This is a genomic window from Burkholderia sp. LAS2, assembly GCF_018417615.1.
Classification (GTDB): domain Bacteria; phylum Pseudomonadota; class Gammaproteobacteria; order Burkholderiales; family Burkholderiaceae; genus Burkholderia; species Burkholderia sola.
Map to the genome: position 1 here is coordinate 412,965 of NZ_CP071052.1, position 25,633 is coordinate 438,597.

Below are 25,633 nucleotides of genomic sequence, written 5' to 3' on the forward strand. Positions count from 1 at the left end.
CGCGAAATTTTTTACAGCGCGCCTTCCGACGGCTTCTTGCCGAGCTCGACGCCGAGTTGCTTCAGCTTGCGATACAGGTGCGTGCGCTCGAGGCCCGTCTTCTCCGCGACGCGCGTCATGCTGCCGTTCTCGCGCGCGAGGTGATATTCGAAGTACGCGCGCTCGAACGCATCGCGCGCCTCGCGCAACGGGATGTCGAACGGGATCGCGGCCGTCTGGCCCGCGAGGCCGAGCGCCGACGCCATGTCGTCGCCGAGCGTCGGCAGCGCCGCCGCGGACGCGACCGCCGCCGGCCCCGCGGCCTGCCCGCCGCCCGCCTTCGCCGCCGCGTTCGCGGACACCGGCGCTGCGCCGCGCGCAAGCCCGTGCTCGACCGACTTCAGCAGCTTCTGCAGCGCGATCGGTTTCTCGAGGAAATCGAGCGCGCCGATCTTCGTCGCCTCGACGGCCGTATCGATCGTCGCGTGCCCGGACATCATGATCACGGGCATCGTCAGCAGCCCCTGCGCCGCCCATTCCTTGAGCAGCGTGACGCCGTCGGTATCGGGCATCCAGATATCGAGCAGCACGAGATCGGGCGCCTGATTCAGCCGGTATTCCCGCGCGGCCTGCGCGTTCTCCGCCGCCTCGACGACATGTCCTTCATCGCTGAGGATCTCCGAGAGCAATTCCCGGATGCCCATTTCATCATCTACCACCAGGATGGTTGCCATTTACGCTGCCTTTGTCTGCTCACTTGCTTTTGTCTTGGCGGGAGTCGCCCCGTCCTGCGCACCGGGTTCGGCGCCTGGCGTATCGCTCGCCATCTGCAGGAACAGGATCGACACCTGCGCACCCTCGACGGTCTCGCCGTGCATGCGATTGCGCAGATCGATCCGCGCGCCGTGCTCGTCAACGATTTTCTTGACCGTGGCCAGCCCGAGCCCCGTGCCCTTCGCCTTCGTCGTCACGTAAGGCTCGAACGCGCGGGTCAGGATGCGTGCCGGAAAACCGGGCCCGTTGTCGGACACGGTCAGACGTACCGCGACGCGCGTTTTGCCCTCGGCGTCGGGGTCGCCATATTCTACTGTCTTGGTTTCGATCAACACACGCGGATGCGCGGACTCCGCAACCGAATCCTGCGCATTCTGCAGCAGGTTGTGAATCACCTGGCGCAATTGCGTCGCGTCGCCGCGAATCACCGGCAGCGACGGCGCGAGTTCGGCGACGATCGGGTTCTTGCCTTCGCCGACGCCGTACAGCCCGAGCACCTCGCTCGCCAGTTCGTTCAACTGCAGGTTCGCGAGCACCGCCGGCGGCGTGCGCGCGTATTCGCGGAAATCGTCGACCATCCGCTTCATCGCGGCCACCTGGTTCACGATCATCGTCGCGCCGCGCTTGAGCACGTCCGCGTCGGGCGGTGAGAGTTTGTCCGACAGCTTCATCTGCAGCCGCTCGGCCGACAGCTGGATCGGCGTCAGCGGATTCTTGATCTCGTGCGCGAGCCGCCGCGCGACCTCGCCCCACGCAACCGAACGCTGCGCGGAAATCACGTCGGAGATGTCGTCGAACACGACGACGTAGCCGGACGTCTGCGGATCGTCGGCCTGCCCCTCGACCGTCGACACGAGCCGCGTGCCGCGCACGAGCAGCGTCAGCGGATCGGTTTCGCCCGGCACCTCGATCGCGAACTGCTGCTGCCAGTGGCCGCGATCGCCGCTGCCGCCGTCGGACGCCGCCTCGCGATCGGCGAACGCCTTGCGCACCATCGCGCCGAACCCGGCGGCCACGCCGATCCGGTCGAGCGTCGTACCGATCAGCGAGTTGAACGGCTGCCGGAAGATCCGCTCGGCGCCGCGATTGGCCGTCGTCAGCCGGAACTGCCGGTCGAGCACGAACACGCCGGCCGTCAGGTTCGCGAGAATGCTCTCGAGATACGTCTTCGAATGCTCGAGCGCGATGCGGTTCTTCTCGACCGCGAGCCGCGCCTCCGACAACTGGCGCGTCATCGCGTTGAACGACTGCGTAAGGAAGCCGAGCTCGTCGCGCGTCTTGATCTCGCGCTTCGGCGTGTAGTCGCCTTCGGTGATCTCCTTCGTGCCCTGCGCGAGCAGGAACAGCGGCCGCGCGAGCTGCTGGCCGAGCGCGAGCGCGAGCATCATCGCGATGAAGGTCGCGAGAAACAGCGCGAGCGTCAGCGTGCCGATGTACATCTTGCGCAGGCCCGTGCGGCCGAGCGACTTTTCCTGGTACTCGCGGTACGCGCGCTGCACCGCGTCCGCATTGTGCGCGAGCCCGGGCGGCACCGGCTGCGTGAGCTGCAGGAACCGCTCCGCCGGCTGCAGCAGCGACGTCGTCGCATCGGGAATCGGCCGCACGACGCGCAGCCGCAGCGCGCCCTTCGCACCGTGCGCGCGCGGGTCGCCGTCGACTTCGCCCTCGATCGCCGCATACGCGCCGTGTTCGCGTGCCTGGCTCAGCATCAGCGGCGTCGGCAGGTCGTCCGGAATCAGCGCCGCGAAATTGCCCGACGCCTGCGCGACGATGTGCAGGTCGGGCGCGGCACCCGAGCCGCCGCGGCTCGGCTCGACGATCGTCGCGTCCTGCACGCCGAACTGGTCGCGCAGCCGCAGCAGCGTGAGCGTCGTGCCGTTCGTGTTCGCATCGACGCTCGCGAGCTGGTCGGACATCAGCCGCGCCTTCGTCTGCAGATCGGACAGCGACGCATCGAGCATCCCGCGGCCGAGGTTCAGGCCGGCCGTCAGCGCCGTCTCGACGTTCACGTCGAACCACGATTCGATACTGCGCGACACGAACTGGTACGACACGATGTAGATGATCCCGCCCGGCACCACACCGACGAGCGCGAAGAACACCGCGAGCTTCGCGAGCAGCCGCGTGCCGAACTTGCCCTTCCTCAGGCGCACGACGATCATCCCGATCAGCCCGAGCACCACGAGCAGGAACACGAGCGCGACGACGATGTTCGTCGCGTACAGCCACGAGTAGTAGCGGTCGAAGAATTCGGTGTTCGCGCTCGCGGCCGCGAGCAGCACGAGCAGCAGCAGCGCGGTCAGCGCGACCGTCGAGACGATCACGCGAATCAGGAGGCTCTTCCCGCTGGCCGCGCGGCGTACTTTATTTAGCACGTTCGGTCACCGTGAAGTTGAAGCGCTTCCAGTCCGACCCGAGCGTCCAGTCGCGGTTGTTCACGGCATCGACCTGGAACGGCTTCGGCATCAGCGCCGTATCGAGCTGCATGCGCACCGACGCCGTGTAGGTTTCGCCCGCGCGCACCTGGTTGCGGTCGATCACGTGCCACGACGTGATGTGCCGGACCACCGCGAGCGCATCCTTCAGCGACGGAAAGCCGAGCTGCAGGCCGCCCGTCGACACGCGGTACTCGCGCGTGAGCGGCTGGAACGACAGGCGGATCGTCTGCGTGACCGCCACCGGCTGCTCGTCGAACCAGTACCAGCGCGCGCGGCTCAGCTCGAAGTCGGTCGTGAAGTAAAGCGGGATGCCCTTGTTGACGGCATCCTCGAGGTTCGGATTCAGCTCGAAGTCGAACCGTGCGTCGAGGCTCCAGCCGCTTCCGTCGGACTGGAGCGACGCGCGCTGCACGGCGATCGATTCGGCATGCGCCGGCCGGACGACGGCCAGACACAGCGTCAACGCGACCAGCAAGACGGCCGCGAGCCGAAAGGGAAAAAGGTGTTTGATCGTCACCGTTTCTGAAACCGCGCGTAGAAAAATCCGTCGTGATCGGTGTTCTGGTCGAGTGCGCCGGCGGCCGCCCGTCCCTGCACGCCGCCCGGCAGCAGTTGGCCGGGGGCGTCCAATCGTACCGCATCTTCACAGGCCGCTTCAAACCAGCGGGCCTGCCCTTCGCCTTCCTCGGGGAAGATCGAGCAGGTCACGTAAAGCAGTTCGCCGCCCGGTTTCACGAGCGGCCACAGCGCGGACAGGATGCGCCGCTGCTCCGCGACCAGCGCCGGGATGTCGGCCTCGCGGCGCAGCCAGCGGATGTCGGGGTGCCGCCGCACGATGCCGGACGCCGAGCACGGCACGTCGGCCAGGATGCGATCGAACGGACGCCCGTCGTACCACGCGTCCGGCGCGCCGGCGTCGCCGACGCACACGTTCGCGGCGAGCGACAGGCGCACGAGATTCTCGCCGATCCGCGCGGCGCGCGTCGCGTCGCTTTCGAGCGCCACGACGTCCGCATCGGCGAGTTCGAGAATATGGCCCGTCTTGCCGCCGGGCGCCGCGCACGCATCGAGCACGCGCATGCCGTCGCGCGCGCCGAGCCATTCGGCCGCGAGCTGCGCGCCAGCGTCCTGCACCGACACCACGCCGTCGGCGAAGCCCGGAATGCGTTCGACCGGCAGCGCCGACGCGAGTCGCACCGCATGCCGGCCGATTGCGGTCGCTTCGATTCCATTCGCGCGCAGCGTGTCGAGATACGCGTCGACGCTCACGCGGCGCGCATTCACGCGCAGCGTCAGCGGCCCCTGACGCTCGCCGGCCGCGAGAATCGCCTGCCACGCGTCGGGCCATGCACGCTTCACCGCATCGACCCACCACGCGCGGTAGTTCCAGCGCGCGACCGGGTCGTCCTGCATCGCGGCGACGAGTGCGTCGCGCTCGCGCAGGAAACGGCGCAGCACCGCGTTGACCATCCCCTTCGCGAACGCGAATTCGCGCCCCGCGCCGATGACGGTGACGGCCTGGTCGACCACCGTGAACGCCGGGTACGCGGCCTCGTCCGCCGGGTCGAGCAGCAGCGCGAACGCACCGGCGAGCACCGCGTGCACGTGCGCGGGCGGCGCCTTGCTGACGAACTTGCCGATCAGCCAGTCCGCGCTGCCGAGGCGGCGCATCGTCCGATAGGCGACGTCCTGCGTCGCGCCGCGCGCGAGTGGCTGCGCACCGGATGGCATCTGCGCGAATACCGCCGACAATGCCGCCGGCAACGCGGTGCCGCGTCGCACCGCATCGACCGCCTGCGCGGCCGCGTCGAGCGCGAAGCCGAGCGAATCGGGCGCCAGGTGCAGCGCAGCCAGGCGCGCCGGGCGGCCGGAGGAAGTCGAAGCGGAAGAACGGGGTCGTGTCATCGGTGCGGAATCGGCAAACAGGCGCGGCAAACAGGCGCGAGCAATCGGGTGCGGCAAACGGCGGGATCGCAACCGCCAGTTGGCCCGGCGATCCCAAACCGCGCATTGTAGCGTGCGGCCATGCTGCACCTTTGGCCCCTTTACGGCGCGCACAAATGAAACACCCCGCAGCGCGAAGCATGCGGGGTGGCGAAGCGACCCCGCGCGGCAACGGCCGCGCGGGTCGCCAAGCGTCACTCGAAGCGGCCGGTGCGCGCCATCTCCATCAGGCGCGCGATGCGCTCCTCGGTGGCCGGGTGCGTCGAGAACAGGTTCTGCAGACCGCCGCCGTGCAGCGGATTCATGATCATCATCTGCGCAGTGGCCGGATGCGCTTCGGCCGCCTGGAACGGGATGCCCGCCGCATAGCGATGGATCTTGTCGAGCGCGGTGGCGAGCGACTGCGGATCGCCGGAAATCTGCGCGCCGCCGCGGTCGGCCTCGAACTCGCGGGCCCGCGAAATCGCCATCTGGATGAGCGCGCCGGCGATCGGCGCGAGCAACGCGACCGCGATACCGGCGATCGGGTTGGCCGGCCGGCCGTTCTCGTCGCGCCCGCCAAAGAACATCGCGAAGTTCGCGAGCGCCGAGATCGCGCCCGCCATCGTCGCGGTGATCGTCGAGATCAGGATGTCGCGGTGCTTCACGTGCGCGAGCTCGTGCGCCATCACGCCGCGCATCTCGCGCTCCGACAGCACGCGCAGGATGCCCGTCGTCGCGGCGACCGCCGCGTGCTCCGGGTTGCGGCCCGTCGCGAACGCGTTCGGCGCATCCTCGTTGATCAGGTAGACGCGCGGCATCGGCAGGTTCGCGCGCGTGGCCAGCTCGCGCACCATCCGGTAGAACTGCGGCGCCGTGTTCTCGTCGACTTCCTGCGCGTTGTACATGCGCAGCACCATCTTGTCCGAGAACCAGTACGAGAAGAAATTCATGCCGAGCGCGAACAGCAGCGCGATCGTCATGCCGCGCGAGCCGCCGATCATCCCGCCGATCACGATGAACAGGGCCGTGATCGCGGCCATCAGCATCGCCGTTTTGACCCAATTGAACATACCCACTCCTTATCCGTCAGGGGACCCGCCGCGCATCACAGCGCACGGCGGAAAATTGTAAGTGATTTGTTAGATAAGGTCTTGCCGGAAAAATTCAATCTCAGCGTTGCGAAGCGGCGAGACGAAGGCCGAGCCCGACGAAAGCGCTGCCGACCGTGCGGTCGAGCCACTTCCTGACGCCCGGCTTGCCGGAAAAGCGCTGCGTGACGCTGCCCGCCACCCACGCGACCACGCTCGTCCAGACCGTGCTCATCGCGACGAACACCGCGCCGAGGGTCAGGAACGCCCAGGCCTTGTGCGGGCTGTCGGCCGATACGAACTGCGGAAAGAACGACACGAAGAACAGCACGACCTTCGGATTTAGCACGTTGGTCCAGAAACCCTGCATGAACAGCTGGCGCAGCGGCTTGGCGGCCGCGGCCTGCGCGGCTTCGGCGCCCGACGGCGTGGCGGCCTGCTTCGCGATGATCATCCGCACGCCGAGATAAATCAGGTACGCGGCGCCGACCAGCTTGATCACCGTGAACGCGGTTGCCGACGCGGCCAGCAGCGCGGTCAGGCCGAACGCGCAGGCGAGCGCATGGACGCAGCAGCCGGCCGAAATGCCGAACGCCGACATCAGCCCCGCGCCGCGCCCCTGCGCGACGCTGCGGCCGACGATGTAGGCCGTATCGGGACCGGGCGTGATGTTCAGCAGGAAAACCGCGAACACGAAGAAGCCGAAATGGGTGATGCCGAACATGAAAACCTCGAAACCGGAGAGCGCAGGGAAATTCTACGCGCGCCTGCCGCCCCGCGCGACTCGGCCGTCCGGCCAGTTGCGCCGGGCCGGCGGACCGGGTCGAATGACGCTCGGGCCGTGTCAGTCCACGTCGGGCAGCGCGAACCGCTGGCCGGCGGCGAGCGGCGAACCGGCGAGGAATTCTCGCGCGGGCAGCCGCTTGCCGCCCGGTTTCTGCAACTGGGTCACGCGCAGCGTGCCGCTACCGCATGCGACCACCACGCCTTCCGGCGCGGCTTCGACGATCGTGCCGGGCGCCGCGTCGGCAATCGTGGCCGGCGCAGCCACGGGCTCGGCCGCCCACAGCTTGATGGCCGCGCCGTCGAGCGTCGCGACGCCGCCCGGGAACGGATCGAACGCACGCACCTGACGCGCGAGCACGTCGGCCGGCTTGCGCCAGTCGAGCGCCGCTTCGTGCTTGCCGATCTTTTCCGCGTAGGTCACGCCGTCGGCCGGCTGCGGCGTCGCCGGCAGCGTGCCGTCGCGCTCGAGCCGCACGAGCGCGTCGACGATCAGCCGCGCGCCGTCGGCGGCGAGCCGGTCGTGCAGCGTCGCGGTCGTATCGTCGGGCGCGATCGCGAGGCGCGCCTCCTCGATCATCGCGCCGGTGTCGAGGCCAACGTCCATCTGCATCAGCGTAACGCCCGTCTCGGCGTCGCCGGCCTCGATCGCACGATGGATCGGCGCGGCGCCGCGCCAGCGCGGCAGCAGCGACGCGTGGATGTTGATGCAGCCGGCGCGCGGGATGTCGAGCACTTCCTGCGGCAGCAGCAGGCCGTACGCGGCCACCACCATCACGTCGTGCGGCGTCGTGCGCAGCAGCTCGATCGCGTCGGCCGCCTCCGCCGGGTACTTGCCCGCGCGGCGCAGCGACGGCGGCTGCGCGACGGTCATCCCGTGCTCGACGGCGTAGCGCTTCACCGCGCTCGCCTGGAGTTTCATCCCGCGCCCGGCCGGGCGATCGGGCTGGGTGAGCACGAGCGGCACCGGGAAACCGGCCTCGTGGATCGCGGCAAGAGCGGCCGCGGCGAATTCCGGCGTACCGGCAAAAATCACGCGCAACGTATGGGTCATGACAGCGTTCGGGGTCGGGCTGGGCGCACGCGCATCACATCGCGCGTTCGAGTTTCTTCATCTTCGTCTTGATACGCGTCTGCTTGAGCGGCGACAGGTATTCGACGAACACGCGGCCCATCAGGTGATCCATCTCGTGCTGGACGCACACCGCGAGCAACCCTTCGCAGTCGAGCTCGAACGTCTCGCCCTGCTCGTTGAGCGCGCGCACGCGCACGTGGTCGGGACGTTCGACTTCGTCGTAGATGCCGGGCACCGACAAACAGCCTTCCTCGTAGGTCTGCTTCGCGTCGCTCGACCACACGATTTCCGGGTTGATGAACGCGCGCAGCTCGTTCTTCTCCTCGGAGACGTCGATCACGATCACGCGCTCGTGCACGTCGACCTGGGTGGCCGCCAGGCCGATGCCGGGCGCCGCGTACATGGTCTCGGCCATGTCGGCGACGAGCTTGCGGATCCGGTCGTCGACCTTGTCGACGGGCTTCGCGACCTTGTGCAGCCGCTTGTCGGGGTAATGAAGAATATTGAGCAAAGCCATGGTGTTCGGTATTCGGTGGAGCGGCGCGCCGCATCGGCCATCCGGCCGGCTGGCGCCGCCGCCGGGATGCAATGAAGATGAGGCGGATGCGTGGCATATCAATGCCGCGGATCGCGCCTCCTGCAATCGGCCGGGCGCCTGCGCGCACGGCCCTGTCGAGTATTTCGGATGATGAAAATTTTATCATGGCGCCACGCGCTCCGCTGGACGCCGCATTCGAGGGCCGCCTCATGTCCCCGCAAGCGCTGACGCCCGCCGCGCTGCGCGCCTGGCTGCAGCTCGCGCATGCGCCCGGCCTCTCGGCCGCCGTGCTACAGGCGCTGCTCGCGGCATTCGGCTCGCCGGCGGCGTTGCTGCGCGCGTCCGACGAAGCCATCGCCGCCGTGAGCAGCCCCGCCGCCGCGCAGGCCGTGCGCGCAAGCGAGCGCGACGATCTCGACACGCGCACCCGCGCCGTGCTCGCGTGGCTCGACGGGCCGGGCAACGGGCTCGTCACGCTGAGCGACCCGGCCTACCCGCCGCGGCTGCGCGACCTGCACGATCCGCCGCCGCTGCTATATGTAAAGGGGCGGCTCGACCTGCTGCACGCACACGGCCTCGCCATCGTCGGCAGCCGCCATGCGACGCCGCAAGGGCTCGCCGACGCCGCGCACTTCGCCCACGCGTTGTCCGACGCGGGCCTCACGATCGTCTCGGGCCTCGCGCTCGGGATCGACGGCGCCGCGCATCGTGGCGGGCTCGACGGCCGGTCGGGCACCGTCGCGGTGATCGCGACGGGCGCCGATCTCGTCTATCCGGCGCGGCACCGTGCGCTCGCCCACGAAATCGCCGCGCACGGCGCGATCGTGTCGGAATGGCCGCTCGGCACGCCGGCCCGCGCCGCACATTTCCCGCAGCGCAACCGGCTGATCGCCGCGCTGGCGATCGGCGCGCTCGTCGTCGAGGCGGCCCCGCGCTCGGGCTCGCTGATCACCGCGCGGCTCGCGAACGAACTGGGGCGCGATGTGTTCGCGATGCCCGGTTCGATCCACGCCCCGCTCGCGCAGGGCTGCCACGCGCTGATCCGCGACGGCGCAAAGCTCACCGCGGCGCCGCTCGACGTGCTCGAGGAATACGGGCTGGGCGAGCCGGCCGCGCGCGCAACGGGCGGCGCGACGCGGGCCGGCAACCGGGGCGAGAACGCCGGTGCGATTCGCGAACCCGAAGCTGCCGGCGTCGCGCCAACGGATCGCGCCGTCGCGGGCGCGCCGCCGCCCCCTCGCATCGAAGCCCGGCCACCGGGCAACCCGTCGGAACAGGCAGTGCTCGCCGCGCTGGGATACGGGCCCGTGACGTATGAATGGCTCGCCGAGCACAGCGGCCTGTCCGACGACGTGCTGCATGGCGCGCTGCTCGCGCTGGAACTGGCCGGCCGCGTCGCCAGTGTCCCCGGCGGACGCTTCGCGCGGCTTGATGCGGCGCCCACCCCGTCCGCGCGGGGCGTGCTACATTCCCCGGCATAGGGGCGGCCCGGCCGCCGACGCTACCCAAGGAATGCCATGCCCGCGCTGAATCTCGACACCGACGCAGATCGGATCGCCGAGCGCCTCGCCGATCCCGGCACGTTGCTGGTCGCGTGCCTGTGCGCCGACTGGTGCGGCACGTGCCGCGACTACCGGACCGCCTTCGACCAGCTCGCCGACGCGCATCCGGACGCCTGCTTCGCGTGGATCGACATCGAAACCCATGCCGACCGGCTCGACGATCTCGACGTCGAGAACTTCCCGACCATCCTGATCGAGGATGCGCACACCGCACGCTTCTTCGGCACGGTGCTGCCGCACGCGGCGATCGTCGAGCGCATGCTGTCCGACCTGAGCGCGGTGCCTGGTGCGCCGCACGCACCGAAATTGCGCGACGTCCTGAACGTCGAAGCCTGAATTCGCGGGCCGGCGCGGCGGTTTGGCGCGGGTTTGCGCGCGCCGCCGCGCCCGGCGCTTGCCGCCGTTGCGGCCCCCCTCTATGATGAGCCGCTTTTTACACGCTGAGCCGCCGTCGCTGCGGCGTGTGCTATAAAGCGGTCGTAAAAGGGACCTACACCGGCGAACCCGGTCTACCAACACACACCTGTCATGTCCAAAGCACTGATCATTGCGGAAAAGCCTTCTGTCGCGAACGACATCGCACGCGCTTTGGGCGGCTTTACCAAGCATGACGAGTATTACGAGAGCGACGATTTCGTTCTTTCGTCCGCTGTCGGCCACCTGCTGGAAATCGCCGCCCCGGAGGAGTACGAGGTCAAGCGCGGGAAATGGAGCTTCGCGCATCTACCCGTCATCCCCCCGCATTTCGACCTGAACCCGATCGCAAAAAGCGAGTCGCGCCTGAAGGTCCTCACGAAGCTGATGAAGCGCAAGGACGTCGACCGCCTGATCAATGCATGTGACGCGGGGCGCGAAGGCGAGCTGATTTTCCGCCTGATCGCGCAGCACGCGAAGGCGAAGCAGCCGGTCCAGCGGCTCTGGCTGCAATCGATGACGCCGCAGGCGATCCGCGACGGTTTCGCGAACCTGCGCAGCGACTCGGACATGCAGCCGCTCGCCGACGCCGCACGCTGCCGCTCGGAAGCCGACTGGCTCGTCGGGATCAACGGCACCCGCGCGATGACCGCGTTCAACAGCAAGGGCGGCGGCTTCTTCCTGACCACCGTCGGCCGCGTTCAGACGCCAACGTTGTCGATCGTCGTCGAACGCGAAGAGAAAATCCGCCGCTTCGTCCCGCGCGACTACTGGGAAGTGAAGGCCGAATTCGCGTGCGCGGGCGGCTTCTACGAAGGCAAGTGGTACGACCCCAAATTCAAGCGCGACGAATTCGATCCGGAAAAGCGCGACTCCCGCCTGTGGAGCCTGCCGGCCGCCGAAACGATCGTCGCCGCCTGCCGCGACCAGGTCGGCACGGTGTCCGAGGAATCGAAGCCGTCGACGCAACTGTCGCCGCTGCTGTTCGACCTGACGAGCCTGCAGCGCGAGGCGAACGGGCGCTTCGGCTTCTCCGCGAAGAACACGCTCGGCCTCGCGCAGGCGCTGTATGAAAAGCACAAGGTGCTGACCTACCCGCGTACCGACGCGCGCGCGCTGCCGGAAGACTACCTGTCGACGGTCCAGTCCACGCTCGAGATGCTCAAGGAAAGCAACAACTACCTGCCGCATGCGAAGCAGGTGCTCGACAAGGGCTGGGTGAAGCCGAACAAGCGGATCTTCGACAACTCGAAGATCAGCGACCACTTTGCCATCATCCCGACGCTGCAGGCGCCGAAGTCGCTGTCCGAACCGGAGCAGAAGCTGTACGACCTGGTCGTGAAGCGCTTCCTCGCGGTGTTCTTCCCGGCGGCCGAATTCCGCGTGACGACGCGGATCACCGAAGTCGCCGGCCATCACTTCAAGACCGAGGGCAAGGTGCTCGTCGAGCCGGGCTGGCTGCAGGTGTACGGCCGCGACGCCGAAGGCGCGGACGCGAACCTCGTGCCGGTGCAGAAGGACGAGAAGGTGAAAACGGACGAAATCGCCGCCGTCGCACTCGTGACGAAGCCGCCCGCACGCTACTCGGAAGCGACGCTGCTGTCCGCGATGGAAGGCGCGGGCAAGCTGGTCGAGGACGACGAGCTGCGCGAGGCGATGGCCGCCAAGGGCCTCGGCACGCCGGCGACGCGCGCGGCGATCATCGAAGGCCTGCTCGGCGAGAAGTACCTGCTGCGCGAAGGCCGCGAACTGATCCCGACCGCGAAGGCGTTCCAGCTAATGACGCTGCTGCGCGGCCTCGGCGTGAAGGAACTCACCGCGCCCGAGCTCACCGGCGAATGGGAATACAAGCTGTCGCAGATGGAGCGCGGCAATCTCGGCCGCGACGCGTTCATGCAGGAAATCGCCCGCATGACGCAGCAGATCGTCAAGCGTGCGAAGGAATACGATTCCGACACGATTCCCGGCGACTACGCGACCCTTCAGACGCCGTGCCCGAACTGCGGCGGCCAGGTGAAGGAAAACTACCGCCGCTTCGCGTGCACGAAGTGCGACTTCTCAATTTCGAAGATCCCGGGCAGCCGGCAATTCGAGATCCCGGAAGTCGAAGAACTGCTGCAGAAGAAGGAAATCGGGCCGCTGTCCGGATTCCGCAGCAAGATGGGCCGCCCGTTCTCGGCGATCCTCAAGCTGTCCTTCGACGACGAGACGAAGAACTACAAGCTCGAGTTCGATTTCGGCCAGGACCAGGGCGGCGAGGAAGGCGAAGCGCCCGACTTCTCCGCGCAGGAACCGGTCGGCGCGTGCCCGAAGTGCAAGGGCCGCGTGTTCGAGCACGGGATGAGCTACGTGTGCGAGCACTCGGTCGCGAACCCGAAGACCTGCGACTTCCGCTCCGGCAAGGTGATCCTGCAGCAGGAAATCACGCGCGAGCAGATGGGCAAGCTGCTGGCCGACGGCCGTACGGATCTGCTGCCGGGCTTCAAGTCGTCGCGTACCGGCCGCAACTTCAAGGCGTTCCTCGTGAAGCAGCCGGACGGCAAGATCGGCTTCGAGTTCGAGAAGAAGGAACCGAAGGCGGCCGCCGCGAAGAAGACGGCCAAATCGGCGACGAAGGATGCCGAAACCGTGACCGAAGGCGCCGAAGAGAAACCGGCGCCGGCACGCAAGACCGCCGCCCGCAAGACGACGGCGCGCAAGACGACGGCGCGCAAGACGGGTTCGTGACGGCCCGGCCGCCGGGCGCCGCTTCGAGCGTGCCCGGCGCCGGCACGCAGCCATGAAAAAACGCGGATCGATCGATCCGCGTTTTTTATTTGCGCCGGCCGTAACGCTACCGGGCGCCGCCCCGTTACAGCGGCGACGGCATCGCCACGCGCGTGCGCGGCGAGCGCGCCACACGCGGCTGCAGGTTCGGACCGGTCGATTCGGGGAGCGGCTCGGCACGCATCTCGACACCGATCGGCGGCGCGCTCTGCGCGGCCCATTGTTCGCCCATCGTCGCGTCGGTCGAGTGGCTGAAATGCTCGACGAGGTGATCGATGAACGTCCGCACCTTCGCCGGCAGATGGCGCCGGCTCGGGTACGCGATGTTGATCTCGACCTGCGGCAGGCGGAAATCCGGCAGCAGCCGCACGAGCGCGCCGCGCGCGATGTCGCTGCCGATCAGGTAGCTCGGCAGGATCGCGACGCCCATCCCGAGCAACGCGAACTGGCGCAGCATCGCGGTGTTGTTCGCGACGATCACGTTGGTCGGGCGCACGCGCACTTCGCCGTCCGGCCCCGTGAACACGCGCTCGTCGCCCCAGTATTCGGTCGGCAGGCTCAGGGCCGGGTGCTCGGCGAGCTGCTCCGGATGAATCGGCACGCCGTGCTTCTCCAGATAGCTGGGCGTCGCGCACACGGTCATGCAGCCGGTGGTCAGACGCCGGGTGACGATGCTCGCGCTACGCATCTGGCGCGTGACGACGATGCCGACGTCGAAGCCTTCCTCGACCAGATCGACCTGTCGGTCGACCAGCGTGAGATCCGGCACCACTTTCGGGAAATTCTCCGTGTACGACTGCAGCACGGGCGCGAGGTTGTGCAGGCCGAACACGACCGGCGCGACGATGCGCAGCGTGCCGACCGGCTCGTGATTGCGTGCGACGACCATCTGCTCGACGTCCTCGAGCTCGTCGAGGATCTGGCGGGCACGCTCCAGATAAACCTGACCCGACTCCGTCAGGGAGAGGCTGCGCGTGGTGCGGTTAAGCAAACGCGTGCCGAGCCGGCCTTCCAGATCGGCGACGTGGCGCGTCGCGACCGCGTTGGAGATATCCATTGCGCTCGCGGCCCGCGCGAAACTGCCGAGATCTGCAACCTTGACGAACACGCGCATCGACTGCAAATGATCCATAAACGACTCCTGCCGCTGTTACAACTTCAAAAAGATGAAGCAAATGCGTAATTCTCCTACGACAGCGGAAATGATGCAGAGTTGCTCAACAAGGCGCCGGTTGACGATAAAAATAGTCAAAAATCCTCGCCTTCTGCGGATACTTGATCCAATTATTCTGCTTGAAGCAACAATTGGGTGAACCTCGGCGAGTAAACGGCCGAATCAGAAAGGACGTGTTTGATGCGACACAACAGCGCACCCGTTTGCACGGGCCGGGAGCGGCGCCGGGGGCGGCAGGGCCGATTGCGGCGGAGCGTAACAACCTGTTAAAAAGACACCACCAAGGCGGCCGACGTTGCATCATGTCGGCCCCGGCCGGGCGAGACGGCCGCGCAAGCTGCGCCGCCGCCCTTGCCGCTTTCAACGCGCGACACCCCGTTCACCATGAAAATTGCCATCCTCGACGACTACCAGGACGCCGTCCGCAAGCTGAACTGCTTCGAGATGCTCGCCGGCCACGACGTAAAGGTCTTCAACAATACGGTGCGCGGCCTCGGACAGCTCGCCAGCCGTCTGGCCGAAGTCGAGGCGCTCGTGCTGATTCGTGAACGGACCCCGATTACGTCCCAGCTACTGGCCAAGCTGCCGAACCTGCGCATGATCAGCCAGACCGGCCGCGTGTCGAGCCACATCGATCTCGACGCGTGTACCGATCGCGGCGTCGCGGTGCTCGAAGGCACCGGTTCGCCGGTCGCGCCGGCCGAGCTGACCTGGGCGCTCGTGATGGCCGCCCAGCGCCGCATCCCGCAATACGTCGCGAACCTGAAGCAGGGCGCCTGGCAGCAGTCGGGCTTGAAGACGTCGGCGATGCCGCCGAACTTCGGCCTCGGTCAGGTGCTGCGCGGCCAGACGCTCGGCATCTGGGGCTACGGCAAAATCGGCCGGCTCGTCGCCGGCTACGGCAAGGCGTTCGGGATGAACGTGCTGATCTGGGGCCGCGAGCATTCGCTCGAAGCCGCGCGCGCCGACGGCTACACGGCCGCCGACAGCCGCGAGGCGCTGTTCGAACAGAGCGACGTGCTGTCGCTGCACCTGCGCCTGCACGACGACACGCGCGGGATCGTGAAGCAGGAAGACCTGATGCGGATGAAGCCGACGTCGCTGCTCGTCAACACGAGCCGCGCCGAGCTGCTCGAGGAAAACGCGCTCGTCAACGCGCTGTCGCACAACCGTCCGGGGATGGTCGCGATCGACGTGTTCGAAAGCGAGCCGATCCTGCAGGGCTACAGCCTGCTGCGGATGGAAAACGTGATCTGCACGCCGCACATCGGCTACGTCGAACGCGAAAGCTACGAGCTGTATTTCAGTGCCGCATTCCGCAACATTCTCGCGTTCGACGACGGCGACATGTCGAGCGTCGCCAACCCGGAAGCGCTGACGCCGATCCGCAAGCGCTGATCGCACGGGCTGCGCGCGTCGCGCGGCCCCTTTTGCCCTTTACTCCCTTCCCGATCGTTCGTCAGGCGGCCACGCGGCCGCCCGTCATCGCGCCGACGCGCGTGAGAAAGTGCTCGCCGTCGCGCCGCCCGAGATCGTACGCATGCCGCATCTGCGACGGGCTCGTGTAGTCCCAGCTCGAAATCGGCACCTTGCTCGACGGCTGCACATACAGCCGCCGCTGGTCGCCATGCGCGACCGTGAACATCTGCGGACGTGGATACAGCCGCGTGACGAGCACCAGCACGTCGCCCGGCGACGGGTCGAGCGCATCGACCGGCACGTTGTCGACCATCCCGCCGTCGAGCACCGGCCGGCCGCCGCGCCGCAGTACCGGCGTGAACGGCGGCGTGCAGGACGACTGCAGGATCAGGTCGGCGAGTTCGTCGACGTGCATGCAGGCCTGCGCGCGCACGAATTCGGGCCGAAAGCCGAGCGTGCGCCCGAGCGTCGGGTGCAGCGTCTTGCGCACGTACTTTTCGATGTTGTATGCGACGAGGCCGGCGGCCACCGCGCTGCGCGCGCCGAGCCAGCGCGGCACGTGCGACACGCCGATGCGGATCTCCGGCGCAGCGGCGAGCTTCGCGAACGGCTCGCCGTAGATGTCGAGCAGCGCCTGACGGTAGATCCGGTAATGCGGAAACACGGGCTCGCGCCCGAACAGGTTGCCCCAGTACGCATTCTTCCGGTTGTGGCGCAGCGCCTCTTCGTAATAGCGCATCACCCACGCGGCGTCGCGCGTATACAGCATGCATGCGGTCGCCGCGCCGGCCGAGATGCCGGTGATCACGCGCGGGCGCAGGCCGAGGGCCGGCTGCGCGACGTCCCAGAAGCCGGCTTGCCACCAGCAACGATTGCCGCCGCCCGCGAAGACGATCTGGTCGAACATCGCGCCGCTCAGCTGATGAGCGCGTAGGTCGACGTCGCGTGAACGGCCATCGTGCCGTCCTCGTCGAACAGTTCGACTTCGCCGAACACGAGGTTGCGGCCCATCCGCAGCACGCGCGCGGTGACGAGCACGTCGCCCTTGCGCACCGGACGCATGAAATTCGTGTTCAGTGACACCGTCGTCATCGGCCGGAATTCGCCCAGCGCGGCCGAGATCGCGACCACCATCGCGGTGTCGGCGGCCGCCGTGAACACCTGGCCGCAGATCACGCCGCCCGAATGACGGAACTCGCCGGAAAACGGCAGGCGCAGCGTGACGCTATCGTCGCCGATCGACACGGGGACCAGACCCAGCGAGCGGACCCACGGGGCCAGCAGGCGATCCAGCAATTCGCGGACTGCGTTTTCGTCCATCTTCGAATGTCCAGAAAACGTTGCGCGACCGCCGCGCAACGCGTGTGGCGTCATCATACCGGGAGCGCGCAAACTGCGACCGCTCGTTACCGCGCCGACAGCCGCCGTTGTCTTGACGAAATATTTTCAGGAAATCTGCAGAAAGGGCTTGCCATGCCCTGAAAACCCCGGCATAATCTTTCTTCTGTTGGGGGGCGTTAGCTCAGTTGGTAGAGCAGCGGACTCTTAATCCGTAGGTCGAGTGTTCGAGTCACTCACGCCCCACCAGGAATTCCAAAGGCCGGTCAGCGAAAGCTGACCGGCCTTTTTCCGTTTTGGCGCGCCGCACTCGCGGCGTGCGCCCTTCGCGGCGGTACGCGACCGCACGCCCGTCGCGCATCGTTTCCGCTAGAATCGTCCGACAAATATCACACGACCGGCGCCAGGCATCGTCGTTGGCCCGCCGGCACTGAGAGAGCATGGGACGTCAGACATGGAAGCATGTGAACGACGCGCGACCATTCAGAGGGCATGGTTGCGCCAATATCGGCCTGTCCGTCGCGATGGGCCGCTCACCCGGGCACACCCGAATCCGCGCGACGCACGAACCGGATCGCGTCATGCCGGGTAAGAACGCGCTGGTCGCGCTGATGATCGGGGTCGTCCTGTCCGTGCTGGCCGGCGCACTGGCCATCACCGCCAGCCGGGAACCCGGGCACCTGGTCCGCGCGCCGGGCACGGTCGTGCGCATCGTCCAGGACAGCGATGCGATGCGCGCGTACCGCCCGATCGTCGCGTACCTCGCGAACGACGGCCAGCGCCGCGAAGTCGCCGGCAATACCGCGTCGACGGTCCCCGCCTACGACATCGGCGAAAACGTCGACGTCCTGCTCGACCCCGACCACCCCGAGCGCCTCGCGCTGATCGACGATTTCACGCAACGCTGGTTTCCGGTGGCCGTGCCGGCGCTGCTCGCCGTCGCGGCGTTCGCGATCGGCGGCCTGCTGATTGCCGGCGAGCGTCGCCGCCGCCAATCGGACCCGGCGCCGCCCCGCGCCGCACGCAAGCCGACGCAGCGCCGCTGGGATATCGCGATCGTGCTGATTCCGATCGCGATCGGCACAGGCTTCCTCGCCGGCGCCGGCGCGGCCGGCCTGCATCAGTGGCAGATCGTCCACCACTATGCGCGTTCGACCGGCCATGTGGTCGAGATCGCGAAAAACGGGCGGTCGTTGCGGTCGCGCACGGCGCCGTACGCGGCCGTCGTCGCGTTCACCACCGACAGCGGTCGGCTGATCACGTTCGCCCAGGGCTCGGCGTCGTCGCACCTGGGCCTGCACGAAGGCGACGCGGTCAACGTACTGTACGACCCCGTCACCCCCGAGCGCGCGCTCGTCGATCGCTTCTGGGATCGCTGGGGCCTCACTGCCATCCTGTTCGCGATCGGTGCGCCGTTCCTTGCAGCGGGGCTGTTCATCGCCGCGACGTTATGGCCCGACCACCATCGGCCGCACGAAACCGCTCAATGACGCACGCGCGGCGCGGCAACCGTCGCGACGCGCGCGTCACCGCTCCCTGAACGCCTCCACCTTCGCGCGATTCCCGCACGTGCGCATGTCGCACCAGCGCCGGCCGACGCCGCGGCCGCGATCGACGAAGAACCACGTACACCGGCCGCACTGCCGCACGCGCGCGAAATCGTCGCTGCGCATCAGATGCTCGAAACCGAGCGCGACCGCATCGATCCAGCGCGACGCGGTACGCGCGTCGAGCCGCCACGCGAAACGGCCGCCGACCGCGTCGAACGCACTGCGCCCGATCGCCTCGCGGATCGTCACCGCGAGCCGGTCCGCCGCACGCGCGCCCGCGCTGCCGCCGCCTTCGGTCGTCAGATGCGCGATCGCGACGTACGCGTCGTCGCGAAAGCGGTGCAGCGCCGCCAGCTCGTCGGGGCCGTCCTGCCGAGGATGACGCAGCAGCCGCGCCAGATCGTCCGGCGCCAGCACCCCCGCCTTCGCTGCCCACGCGCGCACGGCCGGCCAGTCGACGAGCTTCTCCTCGTCGCGCGTCTTGCCCGTGTCGGCCACCGTGTTCAGGAAGTCGAGCGCCGGATGGCCGCCGACGAAATCGGCCGCGCGCCATTCGTGCTCATGTCGCGCCGGGTCGGATCGAGTAACCATTTATTTTCACCTATCGGTTTCATATCCGGAGAATCCGGCGTAACCTTTTAACAACCGAAACAGGTTATCACGGAGAAGCCGATGCTCGAACTCCCGAACCGCTTCAATTTCGAAGGCCACCGGATTGCATGGGGCACGCTCGGCGAAGGCCCGCCGCTCGTCCTCGTGCACGGCACGCCGTTTTCGTCGCAGGTATGGCGCCGGATCGCGCCGTGGCTCGCGCGGCGCCATCGCGTGTATTTCTACGACCTGCTCGGTTACGGCCGGTCCGACATGCCGGACGCGGACGTATCGCTGGGCCGCCAGAACGCGCTGTTCGGCGCGCTGCTGAATGAGTGGAAACTGTCGCGGCCGCGCGTGCTCGCGCACGACTACGGCGGCGCTACCGTGCTGCGCGCGCACTTTCTCGACGGCATCGCCTATGCGGACCTCACGCTCGTGAATCCGGTCGCGATCGCGCCGCAAGGGTCGCCGTTCGTGCGCCACGTCGCGCAGCACGGAGCCGCGTTCACCGGCTTGCCCGCGTACGCGCATCACGCGCTCCTGTCGGCCTATATCGGCCAGGCGGTCGCGCGGCCGTTGCGCGACGACGTGCTGTCGATCTACCGCGAGCCATGGTTCACGCCGGCCGGCCAGGCCGCGTTCTATCGCCAGATCGCGCAGATGCGCCAGCGCTACATCGAGGAAGCGGAGGCCCGCTACGCGCCGCCGGACTTTCCGGTGCGGATCGTGTGGGGCGAGGACGACATGTGGATCCCGCTCGAGCAAGGGCAGGCGCTGGCCGATCGCATCGCGAACGGCAAGCTGATCCGGGTCCCACACGCGGGCCATCTGGTGCAGGAGGATGCGCCGGAGGCGATCGTCGCCGCCGTGCTCGACGGGTCCGCGCCGGGCTGAGCATCACGGCATCGCGTACCGCGTGTCGCGTCAGAACACCGGCGCGCGTTGCGCGAGCGTCGCGACGAATTTCGCGGTGCGCGGATCGCGTGGCCGGCCGAACACGTCGCGCGATGGCCCGGCTTCGACGATGCGGCCGTCGGCGAGGAACACCGCATCGTGCGCGATCGACGCGGCCAGACGCAGGTCGTGCGTGGCCATCAGCATCGTCGTGCCTTCGCGCGCGAGCTGGCGCAGCACCTCGACCACTTCGACCGACAGCTCCGGATCGAGCGCCGACGTCGGCTCGTCGCACAACAGCACCTGCGGAGACGGCGCGAGCGCCCGCGCGATCGCCACGCGCTGCTGTTGTCCGCCCGACAGCGTGGCCGGCCATGCGTCGGCCTTGTCCGCGATGCCGACCTTGTCGAGCAGCGTGAGCGCCCGCTGGCGCGCCTGTTCGCGTGGCCAGCGCTGCACGGTCACGAGCCCCTCCATCACGTTCTGCACGACGCTCAGGTGCGGAAACAACTGGAAGTTCTGGAACACCATGCCGGTCTGCTTGCGCACCGCGAACACCGCGTCGCGCGACGGCCGGTGCGCCGGCACGAAGTCGATGCGCGCATCGCCGACGACCAGCGCGCCGGCCTCCGGCACTTCGAGCAGATTTACGCAGCGCAGCAGCGTGCTCTTGCCGCTGCCGGACGGGCCGATCAATGCGGTCACGCTGCCCGGCTGCAACGCGAGGTCGATGCCGCTCAGCACGCGATGCGCGCCGAACGACTTGTCGATGCGTTCAAGGCGGATCATCGCAACTCCGCGTGGAACAGCGCGTGGCGGCCGAAGCGAAGCTCCAGCCGGCGTTGCAGCGACGACAGCACCGAGCTGAACAGCAGATAGATCAACGCGGCTTCGGTATAGAGGATCAGCGGCTCGTAGGTCACGGCCGCGATGCGTTGCGCGGCCTGGAAGATCTCGGGGACTGTCAGCACGGCCGCGAGCGACGTGTCCTTCACGAGCGAGATGAATGAATTCGACAGCGCGGGCAGCGCGACGCGCGCGGCCTGCGGCAGGATCGCGCGGCGCAGCGCCTGCGCGCGCGTCATCGCCATCGAGTACGCGGCTTCCCACTGCCCTTTCGGGATCGACTCGATCACGCCGCGGATCACCTCCGCGTTGTACGCGCCGACGTTCAGCGAGAAGCCGATCACGGCGGCCGTCAGCGGATCGAGCACGATGCCGACGTTCGGCAATCCGTAGAAGATCACGAACAACTGCACGAGCAGCGGCGAGCCGCGGAACAGCCAGATATAGAACCGCACGACCGCCTGCGCCCAACGCGGCCCGAACAGCCGCACGAGCGCCGCGCCGAACGCGAGCAACAGGCCGATCGCGAACGACGCGAGCGTGAGCGGAACCGTAAACACGAGCCCCGCGACGAGCAGGGGGCGCAACGATTCCACCATCAGGTGCAGCCAGGCCGGCATCGTTCAGCCTCGCGTCACGGCTGCGACACGTCGCGGCCGAAGTACTTCTGCGAGATTTTCGCGTAGGTGCCGTCCGCCTTGATGTCCGCGAGCGCCTTGTCGATCGCGGCCACCAGCGCGGGGCTGCCCTTGCGCAGCAGCACGCCGGATGCGTCGCCCGCGCCGGTCTTGTCGGTCGCCGCGATCTTCAGTTTCGCGTCGGGCTTGTGCTTGCGGAAATCGAGGTACGACAGCGAATCGTTGATCGTCGCATCGACGCGGCCCGACGTCAGCAGGTCGATCGATTCGTTGAAGCCCTGCACCGGCACCACGTCGGCGCCGTGCGCGGCCGCGAGCTTGCCGAAATTGCTGGTCAGCGTGTTCGCGGACTTCTTGCCCTTCAGGTCGTCGAACGAGCGGATCGTCGTGTTGTCCGCGCGCACGATCAGCACCGCGTGCGACGTGATGTACGGCGTCGAGAAATCGTATTTCGCCTTGCGCGCGTCGGTGATCGACACTTCGTTGACGACCGCGTCGTAGCGGTTCACGTCGAGGCCCGCGATCAGCCCGTCCCATTTTCCTTCGACGAACTGCGGTTTCACGCCGAGGCGCTGCGCGATCGCGGTCGCGATGTCGACGTCGAACCCCGTCAGCTTGCCGGTCTCGTCGTGGTACGTGAACGGCGCGTAGGTGCCTTCGGTGCCGACGCGGAACACGCCGGTCGACTTGATCTGCGACAGGTCGTCGGCAGCCAGCGCGCTGGTGGCCGCGACGGCCTGCAGCAACGCGACGACCAGGATGGAGCGGAGGAATTTCATGGTGCGGACCCCGAATGATTGGAGAGGATCGTCCCGCCGACGCGCCTGCGCCGTTCGAGAGGTCCGCGAATTCTACCGATGCGTCTGGGTGCGGCAAAAACGCAAATCCGCTAACGATATGAGCCGATCGAATAACGCCCGCACCGGCCGCCACGCCGGCGCGCGCGCCTTACATGCCGCTTACCACGGCAGCGAATACGTCTTCGTATTCGTGAAGCTCTTCATCGCTTCCTGCACGCCTTCCTTGTACCCAAGCCCCGAATCCTTCACGCCACCGAACGGCGTCAGTTCGAGCCGATAGCCGGGCACCTCGCGCACGTTCACGCTGCCAACTTCCAGCTCGGTGATGAAGCGCGTGATGTGGTCGAAGCGGTTCGTGCATACCGACGACGACAGCGCGTAGTCGGTGCTGTTCGACATCCGGATCGCTTCGTCGATGTCGCGAAAGCGCATGATCGGCGACACCGGCCCGAAGGTTTCGTGCTTCACCAGCGGCATGTCGGGCGTCACGCGATCGACGACGGTCGGCGCATACAGCGCGCCGTCGCGCACGTTGCCGACCAGCAGCCGCGCCCCACGCACGAGCGCGTCGTTCACCTGCTGCTCGCAGAACTTCGCGGCCGCTTCGTCGATCACCGTGCCCATGTCGACCGACGGATCGGACGGATCGCCGTACGACCACGCGCGCGTCTTCTCGACGACCAGCTCCGTGAAGCGATCGGCGACCGCCTCGTGCACGAGCATCCGCTTGATCGCCGTGCAGCGCTGCCCCGAATTCCTGTACGAGCCCGACACCGCGAGCGTGCTCGCCTCGTCGAGATCGGCATCTTCCATCACGATGATCGGATCGTTGCCGCCGAGTTCGAGCACCGCGCGCCGGTAGCCCATCCGCGCGGCGATCGACTTGCCGATCGACACGCCGCCGGTGAACGTGATCATGTCGATCGCCGGGTTCGTAATCAGCTCGTCGGCGATCTCCTTCGGGTCGCCGGTGATCACCTGCAGCATCTGCGGCGGCAGGCCGGCCTCGTACAGGAGGTCCGCGAACAGGTAGCACGACAGCGGCACCTTCTCCGACGGCTTCACGACGATCCGGTTGTTCGTCGCGACCGACGGCACGATCTTGTGCGCGACCTGGTTCATCGGATGATTGAACGGCGTGATCGCCGAGATCACGCCGAGCAGCGGGTCGCGCTGCGTGTACACACGGCGCTTCTTGCCGTGCGGCGTCAGATCGCACGAGAAGATCTGCCCGTCGTCCTTCAGCACTTCGCCGGCGCCGAACGTCAGCACGTCGGCCACGCGGCCCGCTTCGTACGTCGAATCCTTGATGCACAAGCCGGCCTCGGCCGTAATCAGCGCCGCGATCTCCGCGGTGCGCGCACGCACGATGTCGGCCGCGCGGCGCAGGATCGCCGCGCGCTCGTGGCGCGTGAGCGTCGGCCGGTACGCACGCGCGACCGCGAATGCGCGGCGTACGTCGTCGAGCGTCGCCTTCGGCACGGTGCCCACCCGCGCGCCGTCGTACGGGTTGCGTACGTCGATCACCGCGTCGCGATAGATCTTTTCACCGTCGATTCGCAGTGCTTCACGATGTGGCGTGCGGACATCGGCCGATGCTGCAATGGCGTTCATGACAGTCTCCTGGCGGATCGTCTGCGTCACTGCAGATGGTTGAGCGCGATGTCGATGACGTCGAAGTTACGCAGCCGCGCTCGGCCCGTGACGTGGGCCGCAACCGGCTTGCTGAAAATCAGCGGCACGATCTGCTCGGAGATCCCGCCGTGCGAGCGCAGCGGCACGTCGAGGCCCGACAGGTCGTGCTTGATGCGGCGCGTGCCGAGCACGACGTCCTGCTTCGAGATCACGATCAGGTCGCCCATCCGCGCGGGCGGCAGCTCGAAGCGCGCGCAGCCTTCGGCGCCCGCCAGCACGACCTCGATGCCGTCGACCGCGGCGAGCCGCGCGCGCAGCGCATCGGTGTCGGCCGTCGCCGGCACGTAGACGGTCGCGAACGAACCGAGCGCGCCGTGGTGCACGACGTATGGATCGGTGATCGGCAGGATCACGCGCGCCGCATCGGGGCCGAGCCATTCGTCGAACAGCTCCTGCAGATAGATCACGTTCGGCTCGCCGGTCGTGTCGTCGTGCTTCGCGTTCATCCCGTGATCGGCGGTGATCGCGACGATCGCGCCAAGTGCGTCGAGGCGTTGCAGGTAGGTGTCCATCATCGCGTAGAACGCGTTCGCGCCGGGCGTGCCGGGCGCGCACTTGTGCTGCACGTAGTCGGTGGTCGACAGGTACATCAGGTCGATCGGGCGCGTCTCGAGCAGGCGCACGCCGGCCGCGAACACGAATTCGGACAGATCCGCGCTGTACACGCTGGGCACCGGCTTGCCGACCAGCTCCAGCACGTTGTCGATGCCGTTTTCGGCGACGCTCGCTTCGTCGGCCTTTTCCGACGAGAAGCAGACGCCCTTCAGCCCCTTGCCGAGCAGGCGGCGCAGCTTGTCCTTCGCGGTGACGACCGCGACGCGCGCGCCCTGTTCGGCGAAGGCCGCGAGCACGGTGGGCGCGACGAGGTATTTCGGATCGTTCATCAGCACCTCGGTGCCGGTGTCGCGATCGTAGAAGTAGTTGCCGCTGATCCCGTGGATCGCCGGCGGCACGCCGGTGACGATCGACAGGTTGTTCGGGTTCGTGAAGCTCGGCACCACGCACTCGCCCTTGAGCGCCGTGCCCGGCTTCAGCAGCGTGCGCAGGAACGGCGCGACGCCGGCCTCGGTCGCTTCCTCCAGATATTCGTATGCGCAGCCATCGACGCAGACGACCACCACGGGCCGGCTCATCCAGTTGTAGCGGCGCCCATTCACTTCCACGGATACAGGCGTTTCAGTCATGACGTTCAGTCCTTTCCGATCGAAGGGGTAAGCCGTCGGCGCCCGCGCCGCGCCGATGGGAAGTGTTTTCAGGCTTGACATTAAAAGGGAGTATTTGTAGATTGTCAACAACATGCAGAGAACAGAAGGCAAAGTTCGAGGCGCGATGACCATGATGG

23 protein-coding genes and 1 tRNA gene are annotated in these 25,633 nt (G+C 67.6%); 7 read left to right on the top strand and 17 right to left on the bottom strand.

The window, feature by feature from the left end; all coding sequences use genetic code 11:
* Positions 1-11: 11 nt before the first annotated feature.
* From esaR to def, 8 genes are all read right to left on the bottom strand, one after another.
* Complete coding sequence (gene esaR / locus JYG37_RS01935; protein WP_006495385.1) at positions 12-713, bottom strand: response regulator transcription factor EsaR; 702 nt, start codon at positions 711-713, stop codon at positions 12-14.
* A complete protein-coding gene (gene esaS, locus JYG37_RS01940; protein WP_089491792.1) occupies positions 714-3,128 on the bottom strand; it encodes a sensor histidine kinase EsaS in 2,415 nt (804 codons plus the stop codon).
* On the bottom strand, positions 3,118-3,708 hold the full coding sequence (locus JYG37_RS01945) for a DUF4390 domain-containing protein (protein ID WP_006477467.1): 591 nt from the start codon (positions 3,706-3,708) through the stop codon (positions 3,118-3,120). The genes esaS and JYG37_RS01945 overlap by 11 nt, the downstream gene beginning before the upstream one ends.
* A complete protein-coding gene (gene rsmB / locus JYG37_RS01950) occupies positions 3,705-5,096 on the bottom strand; it encodes a 16S rRNA (cytosine(967)-C(5))-methyltransferase RsmB (protein WP_213345837.1) in 1,392 nt (463 codons plus the stop codon). Before rsmB ends, JYG37_RS01945 begins: the two co-directional genes overlap by 4 nt.
* Positions 5,097-5,329: 233 nt before the next feature.
* Positions 5,330-6,187 carry a zinc metalloprotease HtpX gene (gene htpX / locus JYG37_RS01955; RefSeq protein ID WP_011546484.1) on the bottom strand — a complete coding sequence of 286 codons (858 nt, stop codon included), beginning with the start codon at positions 6,185-6,187 and terminating at the stop codon, positions 5,330-5,332.
* Positions 6,188-6,287: 100 nt separating this feature from the next.
* The gene (locus JYG37_RS01960; protein WP_050011122.1) at positions 6,288-6,929 is read right to left on the bottom strand and encodes a LysE family translocator; all 642 of its coding nucleotides are present in this window, start codon (positions 6,927-6,929) and stop codon (positions 6,288-6,290) included.
* A 120-nt stretch (positions 6,930-7,049) separates the two neighbouring features.
* Positions 7,050-8,042: a methionyl-tRNA formyltransferase gene (fmt, locus tag JYG37_RS01965; protein WP_050011121.1), complete on the bottom strand. Its 993-nt coding sequence runs from the start codon at positions 8,040-8,042 to the stop codon at positions 7,050-7,052.
* Positions 8,043-8,076: 34 nt separating this feature from the next.
* Positions 8,077-8,580 (bottom strand): peptide deformylase, encoded by a 504-nt coding sequence (def, locus tag JYG37_RS01970; RefSeq protein WP_006485794.1) that lies wholly within the window; start codon positions 8,578-8,580, stop codon positions 8,077-8,079.
* Between the two features lie 185 nt (positions 8,581-8,765).
* Here def and dprA point away from each other — a divergent pair, with 185 nt between their 5' ends.
* The 3 genes from dprA to JYG37_RS01985 all read left to right on the top strand — a co-directional run bounded on the left by dprA (position 8,766) and on the right by JYG37_RS01985 (position 13,304).
* Complete coding sequence (dprA, locus tag JYG37_RS01975; RefSeq protein ID WP_050011120.1) at positions 8,766-10,082, top strand: DNA-processing protein DprA; 1,317 nt, start codon at positions 8,766-8,768, stop codon at positions 10,080-10,082.
* A 36-nt stretch (positions 10,083-10,118) separates the two neighbouring features.
* Positions 10,119-10,499 (top strand): thioredoxin family protein, encoded by a 381-nt coding sequence (locus JYG37_RS01980; protein ID WP_050011119.1) that lies wholly within the window; start codon positions 10,119-10,121, stop codon positions 10,497-10,499.
* A 192-nt stretch (positions 10,500-10,691) separates the two neighbouring features.
* Complete coding sequence (locus tag JYG37_RS01985; RefSeq protein ID WP_213345838.1) at positions 10,692-13,304, top strand: DNA topoisomerase III; 2,613 nt, start codon at positions 10,692-10,694, stop codon at positions 13,302-13,304.
* Positions 13,305-13,428: 124 nt separating this feature from the next.
* Here the strand turns inward: JYG37_RS01985 and JYG37_RS01990 are convergent, their stop codons facing one another.
* Positions 13,429-14,475, bottom strand: coding sequence for a transcriptional regulator GvmR (locus JYG37_RS01990; protein ID WP_124631136.1), 1,047 nt, complete (start codon positions 14,473-14,475; stop codon positions 13,429-13,431).
* A gap of 426 nt (positions 14,476-14,901) precedes the next feature.
* Here JYG37_RS01990 and JYG37_RS01995 point away from each other — a divergent pair, with 426 nt between their 5' ends.
* Positions 14,902-15,915, top strand: coding sequence for a D-2-hydroxyacid dehydrogenase family protein (locus JYG37_RS01995; protein WP_050011116.1), 1,014 nt, complete (start codon positions 14,902-14,904; stop codon positions 15,913-15,915).
* A gap of 61 nt (positions 15,916-15,976) precedes the next feature.
* Here the strand turns inward: JYG37_RS01995 and JYG37_RS02000 are convergent, their stop codons facing one another.
* Together JYG37_RS02000 and JYG37_RS02005 are read right to left on the bottom strand one after the other, a co-directional pair.
* Positions 15,977-16,843 (bottom strand): patatin-like phospholipase family protein, encoded by an 867-nt coding sequence (locus tag JYG37_RS02000; RefSeq protein ID WP_124631135.1) that lies wholly within the window; start codon positions 16,841-16,843, stop codon positions 15,977-15,979.
* An 8-nt stretch (positions 16,844-16,851) separates the two neighbouring features.
* Positions 16,852-17,256 carry a PaaI family thioesterase gene (locus JYG37_RS02005; RefSeq protein WP_050011114.1) on the bottom strand — a complete coding sequence of 135 codons (405 nt, stop codon included), beginning with the start codon at positions 17,254-17,256 and terminating at the stop codon, positions 16,852-16,854.
* 191 nt (positions 17,257-17,447) lie between these two features.
* On the opposite strand from JYG37_RS02005, the gene JYG37_RS02010 reads away from it, so the two are divergent.
* Positions 17,448-17,523: transfer RNA gene (locus JYG37_RS02010), tRNA-Lys, on the top strand.
* A 191-nt stretch (positions 17,524-17,714) separates the two neighbouring features.
* Positions 17,715-18,764 carry a DUF3592 domain-containing protein gene (locus JYG37_RS02015; protein WP_176016697.1) on the top strand — a complete coding sequence of 350 codons (1,050 nt, stop codon included), beginning with the start codon at positions 17,715-17,717 and terminating at the stop codon, positions 18,762-18,764.
* A 36-nt stretch (positions 18,765-18,800) separates the two neighbouring features.
* Here the strand turns inward: JYG37_RS02015 and JYG37_RS02020 are convergent, their stop codons facing one another.
* Positions 18,801-19,415 (bottom strand): CGNR zinc finger domain-containing protein, encoded by a 615-nt coding sequence (locus JYG37_RS02020; RefSeq protein WP_124631133.1) that lies wholly within the window; start codon positions 19,413-19,415, stop codon positions 18,801-18,803.
* A gap of 81 nt (positions 19,416-19,496) precedes the next feature.
* Here JYG37_RS02020 and JYG37_RS02025 point away from each other — a divergent pair, with 81 nt between their 5' ends.
* Positions 19,497-20,312, top strand: a complete 816-nt coding sequence (locus JYG37_RS02025) for an alpha/beta fold hydrolase (RefSeq protein WP_176016695.1) — start codon at positions 19,497-19,499, stop codon at positions 20,310-20,312.
* A gap of 30 nt (positions 20,313-20,342) precedes the next feature.
* Here JYG37_RS02025 and JYG37_RS02030 read toward each other — a convergent pair whose 3' ends face one another.
* The 5 genes from JYG37_RS02030 to phnA form a co-directional block, all read right to left on the bottom strand.
* The gene (locus JYG37_RS02030) at positions 20,343-21,101 is read right to left on the bottom strand and encodes an amino acid ABC transporter ATP-binding protein (RefSeq protein WP_089488917.1); all 759 of its coding nucleotides are present in this window, start codon (positions 21,099-21,101) and stop codon (positions 20,343-20,345) included.
* Positions 21,098-21,778, bottom strand: coding sequence for an amino acid ABC transporter permease (locus JYG37_RS02035; RefSeq protein WP_069618246.1), 681 nt, complete (start codon positions 21,776-21,778; stop codon positions 21,098-21,100). The genes JYG37_RS02030 and JYG37_RS02035 overlap by 4 nt, the downstream gene beginning before the upstream one ends.
* 14 nt (positions 21,779-21,792) lie before the next feature.
* Complete coding sequence (locus JYG37_RS02040; protein WP_050011108.1) at positions 21,793-22,575, bottom strand: amino acid ABC transporter substrate-binding protein; 783 nt, start codon at positions 22,573-22,575, stop codon at positions 21,793-21,795.
* Positions 22,576-22,755: 180 nt separating this feature from the next.
* Positions 22,756-24,210 carry a phosphonoacetaldehyde dehydrogenase gene (phnY, locus tag JYG37_RS02045; RefSeq protein WP_050011107.1) on the bottom strand — a complete coding sequence of 485 codons (1,455 nt, stop codon included), beginning with the start codon at positions 24,208-24,210 and terminating at the stop codon, positions 22,756-22,758.
* Positions 24,211-24,236: 26 nt separating this feature from the next.
* Positions 24,237-25,475 carry a phosphonoacetate hydrolase gene (gene phnA / locus JYG37_RS02050; protein ID WP_213345839.1) on the bottom strand — a complete coding sequence of 413 codons (1,239 nt, stop codon included), beginning with the start codon at positions 25,473-25,475 and terminating at the stop codon, positions 24,237-24,239.
* Positions 25,476-25,633: the final 158 nt, after the last annotated feature.